This window comes from Caenibius tardaugens NBRC 16725 (assembly GCF_003860345.1).
Taxonomy (GTDB): domain Bacteria; phylum Pseudomonadota; class Alphaproteobacteria; order Sphingomonadales; family Sphingomonadaceae; genus Caenibius; species Caenibius tardaugens.
Window position 1 is genome coordinate 3,318,600 of the sequence record NZ_CP034179.1, and the last position, 14,809, is coordinate 3,333,408.

Below are 14,809 nucleotides of genomic sequence, written 5' to 3' on the forward strand. Positions count from 1 at the left end.
GATGAACGACACCCCCTATGCCGATCTGGTGCAGCCCGACCGGGTTCACAGTTCGCTCTATCAGGATGCCGCGATTTTCGACGAGGAGATCGAACGCATCTTTTACAAGACCTGGGTGTGGGTTGCCCATGCCAGCGAACTTCCCCGACCGTTGGATTTCATCACGACCCATATCGGCCCGCAATCGGTCATCGTGAACCGTGACAAGGACGGGACGGTGCGGACCATGGTCAACAGGTGTCGTCATCGTGGCGCCACCGTGTGCGACAAGCGCCGGGGCAATGCGCCCGGGTTCGTGTGCCCTTATCACGCATGGACCTATGGCACGGACGGGGCGTTGCGCGGCCTGCCATTGCCAAAGGGATACAAGGATTTCGACAAGTCCGACTATGGCCTCGTCCAGTTGCGGACCGAGGAATACAACGGCATGATTTTCGCCACGTTCAATCCGGACGTGCAGCCGCTCGACACCTTCCTTGGCCGTGCGAAGCCGTGGATCGACCTGTTCATGAAACAGGGCGGCGGATATCCGGTGAAGGTTCTGGGCGAACACAAGTTCTCGTTCCCCGGCAACTGGAAAATCCAGCTGGAGAACACCACCGACGCATATCATTTTCCGATCGTCCACAAGAGCTTCCTGACATCGCTGGACGGCGCGACCGAGGAGCTTTTTTCGTTCATGGATGCGGGCGGTTATGTCGAGGATCTGGGCAATGGCCATTCGGTCATGGTCATGATTCCCGAGCTTGTCGATCTGGAGGAAAACCTCGAGGCCCCCATACCCGAGCGGTTTGCCACGATCGCCGAGGATTTGCGCAAAACCCATGATGAACAGTCCGTGCGCCGCATCGTCCGCGCGATTAGCGGCACGGGGTTCAATCTCAATCTTTTCCCCAATGCCGCCTGTTCGATGGCATTTTTCCGTATCCTGCGCCCCCTTTCGGTCAATGAGACCGAGATCCGCCACATTGCGATCGGCATGGATGGCGGACCGGACATCGCCAATCGCGCCCGTCTGCGGCTGCACGAGCATTTTCAGGGGCCGATGGGCTTCGGCACGCCCGATGATGCGGAAGCCTGGCAACGGGTTCAGCAGGGCAGCAATGGGCCGGGCAGTTCATGGATCATGGTCAATCGCGGCGAGGACAAAACCGAAAGCAATGCGGGTGACGTGACTGCGGAGACCGGAATGCGCGCGGCGTACCAGATGTGGAAGAGGATGATGTCGGCATGAGTGCGGATATTCAACGGATTGCCGAGTTCCTGTGGCTCGAGGCCGACCTTCTGGACGGCAAGGACTATCAGGCCTGGCTCGAACTGTGGGATGACGATGGCAAGTACATCGTGCCGGTCCAGCGTCAGACTGAGAACTTCGAGGATGTTCTCAACTACGCGTACGACGATGCGGATATGCGCACAATGCGGGTCGCCCGGCTGACCAGCGGGGAATCGGCTTCGGCTGTCGCTGCCTCGGTCACGGTACGCACGCTTTCCCGGTTTCGGCAAATCGATCCTGCACCCGACGGCGCCATGCGCGTTCGCTGTGCGCAGCATCTGGCAGAAACCACCCGCGGCCATACCCGGATGGTGCCTTGCGATGTGACTTATACCCTGCGTGAGGCAGACGGCGCCCTGCGCCTTGCGGGCAAAATCGTCCTGCTTGCCAATTCCGACCATACTCTCACCAATATGACGTATCTGCCATGAGCGTGCCGGGCCATCACAATGTCGCCATGGTGACCGGTGCAGCCGGTGGATTGGGCGGCGTTATCGTGCGGTGCCTGGCGGCCAAGGGATATCGCGTGCTCGCTGCGGACATTGCGGGCGATGCGATTGAAGCGTTCACCGCCGATGCCGGCGATCGCGTGATACCGCATCAACTCGACGTTACGGACAAGGCGGCATTTGCCGCCGCTCTCGATCGTGCAAGGGCGGAGTGGGGAGGGGTTGGCGTACTGGTAAACAACGCCGCCATTACCCGTACGACGCCGGTGTTCGATATTGCGCCTGAAGAATTCGATCTGGTGACCGGTGTGGCTCTCAAGGGCACTTTCATCGGGTGTCAGGTCGTGGGCGCCCATATGCGCGAGCACGGCTATGGCCGGATCGTCAACATCGCTTCTCTTGCGGGTCAGAACGGGGGCACATCGACAGGTGCGCACTATGCCGCGGCAAAGGGCGGCATTTTGACCCTGACAAAAGTTTTCGCGCGCGAGCTGGCGGCTTCCGGCGTCACGGTCAACGCCATTTCGCCCGGACCCCTTAATCTGGATTCGGTCCGGTCTCTGCTGCCCCCCGAAAAGTTGGCAGCCGTTGTTGGGACCATTCCGGCCGGAACGCTGGGTGATCCGGCCTATATTGCCGAAATGGTGACGATGCTCGCTTCGCCTCAGGCTACTTCGGCCATCGGCGCTGCGTTCGACATCAACGGCGGGTTGTTCATGCGATAAAGCTGGCCAATTTGGCCATGCCATCCGGTATCGGCTGCCCGCCGGGGGTGCTGACCCTGGGTCAGGCGGCCGTATCCGGGCATGCCGTTTCGCCTTCAGCGCGATAGAGGCGATAACCCAGCCATGCCGAAATCAGGCACATCGCCGCGCTGAGCAGCAACTGATCCGTTATCGGCATGCCGATTGCGCTGAGCGATACGGCCAGCAGCGAACCGCCGACCATGGCTCCCGAATTCACGATATTGTTGGCTGCGATCGTCCGGGCGGCTTGCGACGGCGCCACGCGCGTAGTGAGAAACGCATAAAGCGGCACCACGAACATCCCGCCGGCGATGGCAATCCCCAGCAATGTCAGGAGAAGGGGAACCGCCAGCGGCTCCACCACGAATTCCCGAATGCCCAGCAAGGCACCGCCCGTTTCCACGCTCCACGCGCTGCATACGAAATGGAACGCCACCACAAACACCGCCATGACGATGATCGATGCCGGGGCATAGCGGGCCGATACATTGCCTTTCAGCAAGGCATTGATCGACATGGAGCCGATCGCAACGCCGACGGAAAAGATCACGAGAAACAGGCTGGCGACTTCCTTGCTCGCCATCAGGACATTCTTTGCCAGCGGCGGAAACTGGATGAACAGGACCGCGCCGATCGTCCAGAAGAAGCTGATGGCGAGAATTGCGTAGAACACGCAGCGTTCGTGCATCGTGTTGCGCACCAGCGCGATGGACGCGCGAATGACGTGGTGATCCAGCGGCTGCGGTTCGATCATCGGTGGGGCAGGGGGAACAGACCGGCTGGTGACGTAGCCGATTACTGCGATGACAAAGACTGCAAGGGCGGCCCATTCGACCGCAATCCAGCCGGCCATGATCGTACCGGCAAGCACCGCGATATAGGTGCCGGCCTCGACCAGCCCGGTTCCGGCCAGCACTTCGTTCTTTTTCAGATGCTGCGGCAGGATGGCGTATTTGATCGGGCCGAAGAAGGTGGAGTGGACACCCATGGCGAACAGCGCCAGCAGCATGAGCGGAATCGCCAGTGTGTCGATCATCGTGCCTTGCCAGGCGAGGACCAGACCGGTTCCGCCGCAAGCCATGATCGGAATTTCGCATGCCTTGATGATGCGGATGATTCGCGCCTTGTCGCGCATGTCGGCCAACTGCCCGGCCAATGCGGAGAGTACGAAAAACGGCAGGATGAAAACACCCGAAGCGATGGCGCTGAACCGGGCTTCTTCCGCTTCCGAATTATATACGCTGTACACCACGAACAGCACCATGGCGTTCTTGTACAGGTTGTCATTGAAGGCATTGAGGAGCTGGGTCACAAACAGCGGAAGGAACCGCCGGCGGCGCAGGAGATGCGTCGATGTTGTCATGAATGCTTGCCAGATACCTATCGCTCGTGTGAAAGCCTAGCGCCATGACCAGGATGGGCAAGAGGCTTGAGGGGCTTTTGCACGAAAGCAGGGTTTAGAGAACCGCAGATCGATGCTCACTCTACCGAATATTTTGACACTTTCGCGTATTTTCGCCGTTCCTTTGCTGGCTTTCTTGCTTTGGTGGCCGGGCTGGGCGCTGGGTTACGGGCTCGCGTTTGTGCTTTACTGCCTGATGGGCATAACGGATTATTTTGACGGACTGCTCGCCCGATCGAGCGGTGCGGTATCGCGGCTGGGTATCTTTCTTGATCCGATCGCCGACAAGATCATGGTGGCGGCGGTCATTCTCGTGCTGACAGCGCAGGGGATTCTGCGCGGGCCCTATGTCGGCGATATGCACGTAATTGCCGGCCTGATCATTCTTGTGCGGGAAATCGCCGTATCGGGCCTGCGCGAATTTCTTGGTGGGTTACAGGTATCGGTACCCGTCAGCAGGCTGGCCAAATGGAAAACCACGTTCCAGCTTGTCGCATTGGGTGCGTTGATTCTCGGCGGGGCCTTGCCGCACTGGAATATCGCGTTGTTCGGTGTCGTGGCGAATGTCCCGCATACTGTTGGCCTGACGACTTTGTGGGCCGCGGCGATTCTCACCCTGATTACAGGGTGGGATTATTTGCGGATCGGCCTGAAACACATGGACTGATCCGGCAGGGGCGCAAGCACCCCTTGCTGCAGGTTCGGGAACGGGGTTTACCCGGCGCGCAATTCGTCGGCCAGAAGCCGAAACTCATCGCTACGCGGTGAATTCTTGCGCCAGATCAGGGCAATTTCGCGATTGGCGGAGCGGGACTTCAGGGGCCGGGCGACAACATCGGTGCCATTCAGAATCCCTGCATCCAGCGCCATTTTCGGGACGATCGTGACGCCCAGGCCGTTATCGACCATCTGAACCAGCGTATGCAGGCTGGTGCCAATCATCGTGGCGCTGGCACGCAGTTCGGGGCGGTTGCAGGCTGCCAGCGCGTGTTCTTTCAGGCAATGCCCGTCTTCCAGCAGCAGTAAGCGGCCTTCGTCGATCATGGATGGCGGCACTTCTGCCGGAGGGTCGCGGGGGTCGTCCTTGGGAAACGCGGCATAGAGCGCATCATCGCAAATGTGCGCGTTCTCGATATCACCCGTTGAAAACGGCAGAGCCAGCAGGACGCAATCCGCCCGGCCATGATGAAGCGATTCGATGGCATCCGCACTGGTTTCTTCGCGCAGGAAAAGCTTGAGTTGGGGCTTTTCCTTGCGAAGCCGGGGCAGAATGCGCGGCAGGAGGAACGGGGCGATTGTTGGAATGACGCTCATCCGCAATTCCCCGGCCAGTGGCTGGCCAGCCGATTGCACCAGTTCGGACAATTCTTCCGCCTCGCGCAGAAGGCGATGGGCCTTTTCGACAACGGCGTTGCCCAGTGGGGTGAAGCGCACCACACGGCGGCTGCGTTCCACCAATGTCACGCCCAGCAGTGATTCGAGTTCACGAAGACCGGCGGACAGGGTCGATTGGGAAACGAAACAGCTATCTGCCGCGCGACCGAAATGGCCATGCTCATGCAGTGCGACAAGATACTGCAACTGCTTGAGTGTCGGCAGATAGCTGTTCATTCGGTTTCAGCCATACTGTCTGCCGTATCATCAATGTGGGTCATCTGCAGCTTGCCGTCGGTTACGGCAAATGCCAATCGCCCTTCGACCAGTTCCAGCGCATCCCTGCCGAACATTTCAAAGCGCCATCCATTCAGGACGGGCAGGTTGCGGACACCCGCCGCCAGGGCCTCGAGTTCATCGCTGCGGGTCAGCAGGCGCGCGGCAACGTCAATTTCCCGAGCCCTGATCTTGAGCAGCAGCTTGAGAAGATCCGCCACCAGCGCGCCTTCCTTGCCCAAAGGCGCGCCGCGCGGTGTCTTGGCGGGCATTTCGTCATGGGGCAGGGGTTCGGCATCGCGCAGCGTGCGCATCAGGCGCTTGCCGATTTCGTTTTCGCTCCACGCCTGCGACAGGCCGCGCACCTTGGACAACTCCGCCTGTTTCGCCGGGGGATTGCTGGCGAGGTCGGCCAGAGTCTCATCACGCATGATTCGCCCGCGCGGGATATCCTTGTCCTGCGCTTCAAGCTCTCGCCAGCCGGCGATGGCCTTGAGCCGCCCCAGCACTTGCGGGTTGCGGCTGGGCGCGCGAATCTTGCGCCATGCACGCGATGGGTCGTTCCGATAATTTTCCGGATCGGCCAGCGATTCCATTTCGATGTCGAGCCATTCGCCACGTCCGGTCTTGATCAGCCGCTTCAGCATGCGCGGGAAAATCTTCGCCAGATGGGTGACATCGCCGATGGCATATTCGATCTGGCGATCGGTCAGCGGGCGGCGGGACCAGTCGGTAAACCGCGCGCCCTTGTCGATCGTCAGGCCCAGCCAGCTTTCGACGAGATTCGCGTAGCCGATCTGTTCTGACTGGCTGATAGCCATCATCGCGATCTGCGTATCGAAGATCGGGTGTGGCGTTTTTCCCGTAAGATTGTAAATTATTTCAACGTCCTGACCGCCAGCATGGAAGATCTTCAAAACATCTTCATTGTTGGTCAGCAGGTCGAGAAGGGGCGTCATATCGAGGCCCTGCGCCAAGGGGTCGATGGCCGCTGCTTCGTTCTGGTCGGCGATTTGCACGAGGCACAATTCCGGCCAATACGTGTTCTCGCGCATGAACTCCGTGTCGACCGCTACGAATTCCGCCTTGGCAAGGCGGCTGCAGAGATCGGCAAGTTCTTCGGTCTTCGTAATGAGCTTGTGTATCTTCATTCTGTCGTTTCTGTTTATGGTCAAGGATGGCCTGGCCACCCGGCGCGGGTTGACAAAATCGTCGGGTTACCCTGTTAGCGCCGCCTTCCCCCTGCCCGATTGCGGGCAAATTGGAAAGAGTTTCGATGTCGCATCCTTATCGTTCCCACACCTGCGGCGCCTTGACCAAGGCTGAAGTGGGCCAGACCGTCCGCCTTTCCGGCTGGGTACACCGCAAGCGTGACCATGGTGGCGTGCTGTTTGTCGATCTTCGCGATCACTACGGCATCACCCAGATTGTTGCGGACGAAGACAGTCCGGCCTTGGCGGTCCTTGATGGGCTGCGGCTGGAAAGCGTCGTAACGATCGAGGGGGAGGTGAAGGCGCGCAGCGAAGCGACAGTCAATCCCAACCTCTCCACCGGCGCGATCGAAGTCTATGCCCGCGGTGTGGATGTGCAGAGCCGGGCGGAAGAGCTGCCGATGCCTGTGGCGGGGGAGCAGGAATATCCGGAGGATATCCGTCTCAAGTACCGCTTCCTCGATCTGCGGCGCGAAACGCTGCACGCCAATATCGTGACGCGTACGAAGATCATCTCGGACATGCGTCGCCGCATGGAAGGGGCGGGCTTCACCGAATATTCGACTCCGATCCTGACGGCATCCAGCCCCGAAGGCGCGCGCGACTTCCTCGTGCCCAGTCGTATTCATGCGGGGCGTTTTTATGCGCTTCCGCAGGCTCCGCAACAGTACAAACAGTTGCTGATGGTTGCCGGGTTCGATCGTTATTTCCAGATCGCACCCTGTTTCCGCGATGAAGATCCGCGGGCTGATCGGCTGCCGGGCGAATTCTACCAGCTCGATCTGGAAATGAGCTTCGTGACTCAGGAAGAAATCTGGGAAACGATGGAACCCGTGATTGCGGGGGTGTTCGAAACCTTTGCGAACGGACAGCATGTCACGCCTTCGGGCAGCTTCCCGCGCATTTCGCATGCCGATGCGATGCTGAAGTATGGTTCGGACAAGCCCGACTTGCGCAACCCGCTGATCATTTCTGATGTGACGCAGCATTTCACGCAGTCCGGTTTCGGCCTGTTCGAAAAGATCGTCGGGTCCGGCGGGGTGGTGCGTGTGGTGCCCGCGCCGAACACTGCGGACAAGAGCCGCAAGTTCTTCGACGACATGAACGACTGGGCGCGCGGCGAAGGCTATGCAGGCCTTGGCTATGTCACGCGCAAAGGTGGTGAATTTGGTGGCCCGATCGCCAAGAACCACGGCGCGGAACGGATGGAAGAGCTGTACAACGCGCTCGGCCTTGGCCCTGATGATGGCCTGTTCTTCGCTGCCGGCAAGGAAGAAGGCGCAGCCAAGCTTGCGGGCGCCGCGCGTATTCGCGTGGGCGAACTGCTCGATCTCGTCGCGAAGGACCGGTTCGAACTGGCGTGGATTGTCGATTTCCCGTTCTATGAATGGGATGAAGAAAACAAGAAGGTCGAATTCAGCCACAACCCGTTCTCGATGCCGCAGGGTGGCATCGAAGCGCTGCAGAACCAGGACCCGCTGACGATCAATGCGTTCCAGTACGATCTCGTCTGTAACGGCTATGAAATCGCGTCGGGTTCGATCCGTAACCACGTGCCGGAAACCATGGTGAAGGCATTTGAGCTGGTCGGCCTGTCGAAGCAGGATGTCGAAGATCGCTTCGGCGGTCTTTATCGCGCATTCCAGTATGGCGCCCCGCCGCACGGTGGCATGGCTGCCGGTGTGGACCGCATTGTCATGCTGCTGTGCGGTGCCGTAAACTTGCGCGAAATCACGCTGTTCCCGATGAATCAGCGTGCCGAAGACCTGCTGATGGGGGCGCCGAGTCCGGCTGAACCGAAGCAGTTGCGTGAATTGCATATGCGGATTGTGGAACCGCCCAAACCGCAGGACTGAGGTTTCCGAAAGGGGAGGTGTTGCGTCAGCAATGTGGAAACAGCGTGGGGCTTGCCCCCATTTCCCTTGCCAGCGCACGCGCTACTCATTAGGGCAAATGCCAATTCTGGCTCCCAAAGTAAGAGGGAAAACATGAGCGATACCGCCGACCGCGTGAAGAAGATTGTCGTCGAACACCTGGGCGTGGAGGCCGACAAGGTTTCTCCCGATGCCAGCTTCATTGACGATCTGGGCGCAGACAGCCTCGACATCGTCGAACTGGTGATGGCTTTTGAAGAAGAATTCGGCGTCGAAATCCCCGATGATGCGGCTGAAAAAATCGGCACCGTCGGCGACGCGATCAAGTACATCGACGAAAACAAGGGCTGATAGCCCGGTTTCCCGCCGCACTCGCCTGGCGGCAGTCGGCGGGACTTCGACAGGCTCGACCCTGAAGGGTTGGGCCTGTTGGTTTTTACGGAGAGTAGATTATGCGTCGTGTGGTCGTTACCGGTCTCGGGCTTGTCACCCCGCTGGGTGCTGATGTCGAAACCGCCTGGGCGAACGTTCTTGCCAGCAAGAGCGGAGCGGGTCCGATTACCCGGTTCGATGCGTCCGACCAGAAATGCCGTATCGCTTGTGAAGTGAAACCGGCCGACCATCCTTACGGCTTTGATGCGGACAAGCGTGTCGACACCAAGGTGCAGCGCCAGGTCGATCCGTTCATCGTCTATGGGATCGATGCCGCTGGACAGGCCATTGAAGACGCAGGTCTTACCGATATGGACGAAGCAACCCGTTATCGCGCGGGCTGTTCGATCGGTTCGGGCATTGGCGGGCTTCCCGGCATTGAAAAAGAATCGCTGGTTTTGGCCGAAAAGGGGCCGGGTCGCGTATCGCCGCACTTCGTGCATGGCCGCCTGATCAATCTCATCTCGGGCCAGGTCTCGATCAAATACGGGCTGATGGGCCCGAATCACGCAGTCGTGACCGCATGTTCCACGGGTGCCCATTCGATTGGCGATGCCGCGCGCATGATCAAGGATGGCGACGCGGATATCATGCTGGCGGGCGGTGCGGAAAGCACGATCTGCCCGATCGGTATTGCCGGGTTTGCACAGGCTCGCGCGCTTTCCACCGCGTTCAACGATCAGCCGGAAAAGGCCAGCCGGCCTTACGATGAAGCCCGTGATGGCTTCGTTATGGGCGAAGGCGCGGGTGTCGTCGTGCTGGAAGAGTACGAACACGCCAAGGCACGCGGTGCGAAGATTTACGCTGAAGTCGTCGGCTATGGCCTGTCGGGCGATGCCCATCACGTGACCGCGCCGCATCCGGAAGGATCGGGTGCCTATCGTTCGATGGAAATGGCCTTGCGCAAGGCTGGCATGACTCCGTCAGACATCGATTATATCAATGCGCACGGCACATCGACCCCGCTGGGCGATGAACTGGAACTGGGCGCTGTGCGGCGCCTGTTCGGGGATGCCATGGAAAATGTGTCGATGAGCTCGACCAAATCGGCCATCGGGCACCTCCTTGGCGGCGCCGGTGCGGTGGAATCGATTTTCTGCATTCTCGCCCTGCGCGACCAGATCGTGCCGCCGACACTCAATCTCGATAACCCGAGCGAAAGCTGCGTGGGTGTCGATCTTGTTCCGCACACGGCAAAGAAGCGCAAGGTTCGCGCCGTGCTGAACAACAGTTTCGGCTTCGGTGGCACCAATGCCAGCCTGGTGATGAAACAGGTCGACGACTGATATGGTCCGGCGCGGCAGGCGGCTCCTGCTGGCGGCGGGGCTGGCCCTGCTCGCCGTTGTCGGTATTTTCGCCTACGGCTGGTACGGGCAGGGGCCTCTCGAGAAGGAACATTCTTTTCTCGTGCGCTCCGGCTCCTCGCTGGCCGTTGTCGCGCAAGATCTGGAAAAGGCCGGGGCAATCCGGTCGGCTGATGCCTTTCTGCTGCGCGCCAAGGTTTTTGGCAGCAACGATGCGATCAAGGCCGGTGAGTTTCTCCTCCCCGCCGGGGCAAGTTCCGCGCGTATTCTCGGTATTCTGCAGGGCAGCGAAGTTGTCCGTCGGTTCGTGACCATTCCAGAAGGCATGCCTTCCATTATGGTCCACGAAAGGTTGATGGCCGAACCCTTGCTGACCGGCGAAATCCCGGTACCGGCAGAAGGCTCGGTGCTGCCGGAAAGCTACGATTTTGAACGCGGGGAATCACGCGCCGCCGTGCTTAAACGCATGCAGACTGCGATGGATCGCACGCTTGCGGAACTGTGGGCCAAACGTGGCCCCAATATCGCGGTGAAGACACCGCGCGAAGCGCTCACCCTGGCGGCCATTGTCGAAAAGGAAACAGGCAAACCGGCGGAACGGCGGATGGTGGCAGGGCTCTATTCCAACCGTGTGAAGCAGGGCATGATGTTGCAGGCCGATCCCACGATCATTTATCCGATCACGAAGGGCAAACCGCTTGGCCGCCGTATCCGGCAATCGGAAATTCAGGCGGTCAACGATTACAATACGTACACCATGACCGGGCTGCCCAAGGGGCCGATCACCAATCCGGGGCGGGAATCGATCGCTGCCGTGCTCAATCCTGCAAAGACATCAGCGCTTTACATGGTTGCCGATGGCACGGGCGGGCATGCGTTTGCCGATACGCTCGATCAGCATAATGCCAATGTCCAGAAATGGTTCGCGCTGCGCCGCGCACGCGGGGAGATGTAGCGATGGTCGGGGCGGGTGCGCGGCACGCGCCCCTGCTGGTTACGGCGCAAATGCCGCCTGACATTTTTTCCTGGGCGGACGGCCTGCGCCGTGCCCATTTCCCGCCCGAACGCAATCGCATCGCGGCCCATGTCACGCTATTTCATGGGTTGCCGCCATCGGGCGGGCAGGAGATTCGCGCAGCCTTGGCCCGCGCCGCTTCCAGCCATGCGCCGCCATCTGCGCAAATCATGGGCGTAATGCCGTTGGGCGGGGGGACCGCGCTGAAAGTTGTCAGCCCTGCCATGACGACGATTCGGCGTGATCTCGCCGAACTGTTCCATGGAATGCTTTCCAGCCAGGATTCGCATCCGTTGGTCTTGCACATCACTGTGCAAAACAAGGTGTCCGTAGACGCTGCGAAGGCACTTCAGGCCATGCTGGAAAAGACTCTGAAGCCCCGAAAATTCGCCTTTTCCGGCCTAGCCTTACACGCGTGGCGTGACGGGTTGTGGGACTTTATGCAAGAATGGCGTTTCAGGGGCGCAAAGGGTGGTTGACCGACGGCAGGCACCGCCCTAAGAGCGCGGCCTGCCGGGACGTTCGGTGCGTCCCCAGCCTCTATTGGGGCGGAGTAGCTCAGCCGGTTAGAGCAGCGGAATCATAATCCGCGTGTCGGGGGTTCGAGTCCCTCCTCCGCTACCAAACCTTCCACATGATATCCCAGGCATGCCCCGGCAGGGGGGCTTCGCAGCACGTTTACGTTGCATATCTGTATCTGGAGCCATCGGTTCGACATGGGTTTGGGTGGCTCATGCGACGTGGTGTTGCGCGCGGGGAAGGTCTGGTGGGCCTGTGCGACCGGATAGCGAACCGGGCGCGATAGCAATCAGGGAACGCTGTTTACGGCGGCAAATGAAGAGTTTGCTTGGGTGGCGCCTTGTGCAAAGGACCGAAGCATAATGCTGACGGGAGAATGGGAATGGGCATGATGCGCGCAGCAGTTTCATACGGTGCAGGGGCCCCGCTCGTCATTGAACAGCGTCCCATACCGGAATGTGGCGCGACCGACCTGCTTGTCCGGATCGAGCGCTGCGGAATATGTGGCAGTGATCTGCATGCCCATGATTTCGATGGCGTGCAGAACGATGCGGGAACCATACCAGGGCATGAAATTGCCGGAACCATCGCGGCTATCGGTGATGCCGTATCCGGATTCTCGATTGGCGAGCGCATCGCGGTTTATCCCGCTGTGGGCTGCGGCACATGCGCGGCATGCGAACGCGGCAACCCCATTCTGTGCCCCGCAGCAGAGTGGGTAAGCGGCGGATATGCCGAATATATTCGGGTTCCGGCCGTTGCCGCGATCCGCATACCTCCCGACCTCAATCCGGAACATGCGGCGCTGATCGAACCGCTCACAGTCAGCCTCTATGGCCTCAAAGTCGGTAATCTTGCTCGTGGCGAGCGCGTCCTGATTCTCGGGGCCGGCTCTATTGCTCTGGCTGCGATCTATTGGGCACGGCGTATGGGGGCTGAAAAAGTGGTGGTTATGTCACGCACGGCACGCCGCGCCGATATGGCAGCCGCTATGGGGGCCGATGCCTTCGTTAGCTATGGTGACGATGAGCAGGCCCATGTGCAGCAGCAGCTTGGAGGAAGCGCGGATATCGTTGTCGAATGCGTTGGCGCGCCGGGCATGTTGGACCGAGCCGTCCGTCACGCTGGTCTCTATGGCCGCGTGGTGTCCCTTGGGCTCGGCGCCCGGCCAGAGACCGTTGTTCCGGTCATGGCGGGGATGAAGGGCGTTTCCCTCTATTTTCCGGTTGGCTATTCCATGGATGATTTTCGCACCACGGCGGACGCAGTGCGAAATGGTGAAGTTGATCCCGCAATAATGATCAGTTCGGTTATTCCACTTGAGGCAGTGCCAGAGCGCTTCAAGGCTCTGCAGGGGAACCATAACGAAACGAAGGTTCACATCGCGCCCTAGGTGGTGTCGGGGCGGCAGGCCCGTCAGGTTTGCATTTGCATGATGGCGATGCCCCTCGAACGTGCAGGTGACACACATCGTGGTGCGGGGTAGGTCAGGGTATGTTTTCGAAATCTCTATCCGTCCGCCATTCCAATCGTGAATCGGGGATGCGGACATGAACGACCTGTTTTCGATGCGCACCGTTCATGAGGAAACCATTGCGCGCCGCGATGCGGAACATTTTCTGGCCTCGCCAGAGCCTGTGCATCTTGTCGATTGCGATTTGCAAGAGGCTGATCTTTCGGGGCTGGATCTGTCCGGCTGGCATTTTGAGCGATGCCGGTTGCGCAATGCGAATCTGTCTGCAGCGAAACTTGAGGAAACGGTCTGGCAGTCGTGCCGTGGCGGTTTTACCAATTTCACCGGGGCATTTCTGGGTGATGCGCGCTTTACGGCCAGCGATTTCAACAATTCCGTCCTGCGCGGCGCGCGGTTGGCGGGGGCCATGTTCGTGCACTGCAAGTTGACCGGGGCGGATCTGACCGATGCCAGCGCATTTGGCGTCCGGTTTGAGGAAACGTTACTGGTTGCGGCAAAGCTGCAGGGCCATTCGTTTCACAAGCAGGTGCTGAAGAAGGTCGATTTTGCGCAAGCGGACCTGCGCAAATGCGATTTTCGGGCCGCAGCGTTCGAGGATTGCAGCCTGCGCGATGCCAATGTCAGCGGATCGCGTTTCACAGGCGCCGATCTGCGTGGCGCCGATCTGGGTGGGTTCCGGCTGGATGATGCGAGCCTGTTTCGCGGGGCGACAATCTCGCGGGAGCAGGCGGGGCAATTGCTGGGTGAACTGGGGCTCAACGTCCGCTGAACGGCGTGTGCTGATCTTTCAGCAGTAATAGTAGTGAAGATCCGGCTATGATTACGGCCCGAAATACGACGATCCGCGACGACCATGCAGCCGCCGCGGATCGCGTGTGTTATCAAAATTACTGTGCCAGCGCGCTTTCGATGGCGGCGGTCAATTGCGTATCATCGGGTGCGGTAGTCGGCGCGTAGCGCGCAATCACGGCGCCATCCTTGCCAATCAGGAACTTTTCGAAGTTCCACAGCACATCCGGGTCTTCCGTCGGAGTCATGCCGAAACCGCGCAGACGTTCGCGGAAGCTTTCGGCATCGCCCTGCTTCGCGGGTTGTGCCCGGGTCAGTTCCGCATAGAGCGGCTGCTGGTTCGCGCCCGTGACGTCCGCTTTGCTGAACATCGGGAAGGTCACCCCGTAATTGGCCGAGCAGAACTGCGCGATTTCGGCGTTCGAGCCCGGTTCCTGGGCGCCAAAGTCATTGGCAGGGAAGCCAAGCACTTCAAAACCCTGATCCTTGTACTGGCCGTACAGTTTCTCGAGCCCTTCGTACTGGGGGGTAAGGCCGCATTGCGATGCGACATTCACCACCAGCAGGACATTGCCGGAATGGTTGGCCAGACTGTCCGCACTGCCATCGAGGCGGGTCAGCGGAATGGCGGCAAGATCAGACATGGTATTCTCCCTAGTTTCTTCTGC

The 14,809-nt window shown here is 59.8% G+C and carries 15 protein-coding genes and 1 tRNA gene; 12 read left to right on the top strand and 4 right to left on the bottom strand.

Features of this window, described 5'->3' with window-relative positions:
* The first annotated feature begins 1 nt into the window (after position 1).
* The 3 genes from EGO55_RS15655 to EGO55_RS15665 are packed head-to-tail and all read left to right on the top strand — an operon-like array spanning position 2 to position 2,450.
* On the top strand, positions 2–1,234 hold the full coding sequence (locus EGO55_RS15655) for an aromatic ring-hydroxylating oxygenase subunit alpha (RefSeq protein WP_021688438.1): 1,233 nt from the start codon (positions 2–4) through the stop codon (positions 1,232–1,234).
* Positions 1,231–1,707 (top strand): aromatic-ring-hydroxylating dioxygenase subunit beta, encoded by a 477-nt coding sequence (locus EGO55_RS15660; protein ID WP_021688437.1) that lies wholly within the window; start codon positions 1,231–1,233, stop codon positions 1,705–1,707. Before EGO55_RS15655 ends, EGO55_RS15660 begins: the two co-directional genes overlap by 4 nt.
* On the top strand, positions 1,704–2,450 hold the full coding sequence (locus EGO55_RS15665) for an SDR family NAD(P)-dependent oxidoreductase (protein WP_021688436.1): 747 nt from the start codon (positions 1,704–1,706) through the stop codon (positions 2,448–2,450). Before EGO55_RS15660 ends, EGO55_RS15665 begins: the two co-directional genes overlap by 4 nt.
* Before the next feature lie 61 nt (positions 2,451–2,511).
* Here EGO55_RS15665 and EGO55_RS15670 read toward each other — a convergent pair whose 3' ends face one another.
* Positions 2,512–3,834 carry an MFS transporter gene (locus EGO55_RS15670; protein ID WP_021688435.1) on the bottom strand — a complete coding sequence of 441 codons (1,323 nt, stop codon included), beginning with the start codon at positions 3,832–3,834 and terminating at the stop codon, positions 2,512–2,514.
* Positions 3,835–3,946: 112 nt separating this feature from the next.
* Between EGO55_RS15670 and pgsA the strand changes: the two genes are divergently transcribed.
* Positions 3,947–4,540: a CDP-diacylglycerol--glycerol-3-phosphate 3-phosphatidyltransferase gene (pgsA, locus tag EGO55_RS15675; protein WP_021688434.1), complete on the top strand. Its 594-nt coding sequence runs from the start codon at positions 3,947–3,949 to the stop codon at positions 4,538–4,540.
* Between the two features lie 47 nt (positions 4,541–4,587).
* On the opposite strand, the gene EGO55_RS15680 is transcribed toward pgsA, so the two are convergent.
* Together EGO55_RS15680 and rnd are read right to left on the bottom strand one after the other, a co-directional pair.
* Positions 4,588–5,484, bottom strand: a complete 897-nt coding sequence (locus tag EGO55_RS15680; protein WP_021688433.1) for a hydrogen peroxide-inducible genes activator — start codon at positions 5,482–5,484, stop codon at positions 4,588–4,590.
* Positions 5,481–6,674, bottom strand: a complete 1,194-nt coding sequence (gene rnd / locus EGO55_RS15685) for a ribonuclease D (protein WP_021688432.1) — start codon at positions 6,672–6,674, stop codon at positions 5,481–5,483. Before rnd ends, EGO55_RS15680 begins: the two co-directional genes overlap by 4 nt.
* Before the next feature lie 125 nt (positions 6,675–6,799).
* On the opposite strand from rnd, the gene aspS reads away from it, so the two are divergent.
* From aspS to EGO55_RS21405, 8 genes are all read left to right on the top strand, one after another.
* Positions 6,800–8,590, top strand: a complete 1,791-nt coding sequence (aspS, locus tag EGO55_RS15690) for an aspartate--tRNA ligase (protein ID WP_021688431.1) — start codon at positions 6,800–6,802, stop codon at positions 8,588–8,590.
* Positions 8,591–8,722: 132 nt separating this feature from the next.
* Positions 8,723–8,959 carry an acyl carrier protein gene (locus EGO55_RS15695; RefSeq protein ID WP_021688430.1) on the top strand — a complete coding sequence of 79 codons (237 nt, stop codon included), beginning with the start codon at positions 8,723–8,725 and terminating at the stop codon, positions 8,957–8,959.
* A 101-nt stretch (positions 8,960–9,060) separates the two neighbouring features.
* The gene (gene fabF / locus EGO55_RS15700) at positions 9,061–10,326 is read left to right on the top strand and encodes a beta-ketoacyl-ACP synthase II (RefSeq protein ID WP_021688429.1); all 1,266 of its coding nucleotides are present in this window, start codon (positions 9,061–9,063) and stop codon (positions 10,324–10,326) included.
* A 1-nt stretch (position 10,327) separates the two neighbouring features.
* Entirely contained in the window at positions 10,328–11,299 is a 972-nt protein-coding gene (mltG, locus tag EGO55_RS15705) for an endolytic transglycosylase MltG (RefSeq protein ID WP_021688428.1), read from the top strand.
* A 2-nt stretch (positions 11,300–11,301) separates the two neighbouring features.
* Positions 11,302–11,838, top strand: a complete 537-nt coding sequence (locus EGO55_RS15710) for a 2'-5' RNA ligase family protein (protein ID WP_021688427.1) — start codon at positions 11,302–11,304, stop codon at positions 11,836–11,838.
* Positions 11,839–11,906: 68 nt separating this feature from the next.
* Positions 11,907–11,983, top strand: a tRNA-Met gene (locus EGO55_RS15715).
* A gap of 283 nt (positions 11,984–12,266) precedes the next feature.
* Complete coding sequence (locus EGO55_RS15720) at positions 12,267–13,271, top strand: zinc-dependent alcohol dehydrogenase (RefSeq protein ID WP_161566048.1); 1,005 nt, start codon at positions 12,267–12,269, stop codon at positions 13,269–13,271.
* A gap of 157 nt (positions 13,272–13,428) precedes the next feature.
* Positions 13,429–14,121, top strand: coding sequence for a pentapeptide repeat-containing protein (locus EGO55_RS21405; protein ID WP_021688424.1), 693 nt, complete (start codon positions 13,429–13,431; stop codon positions 14,119–14,121).
* 118 nt (positions 14,122–14,239) lie between these two features.
* Here EGO55_RS21405 and EGO55_RS15730 read toward each other — a convergent pair whose 3' ends face one another.
* Entirely contained in the window at positions 14,240–14,785 is a 546-nt protein-coding gene (locus EGO55_RS15730) for a glutathione peroxidase (protein ID WP_021688423.1), read from the bottom strand.
* Between the last annotated feature and the right edge of the window lie 24 nt (positions 14,786–14,809).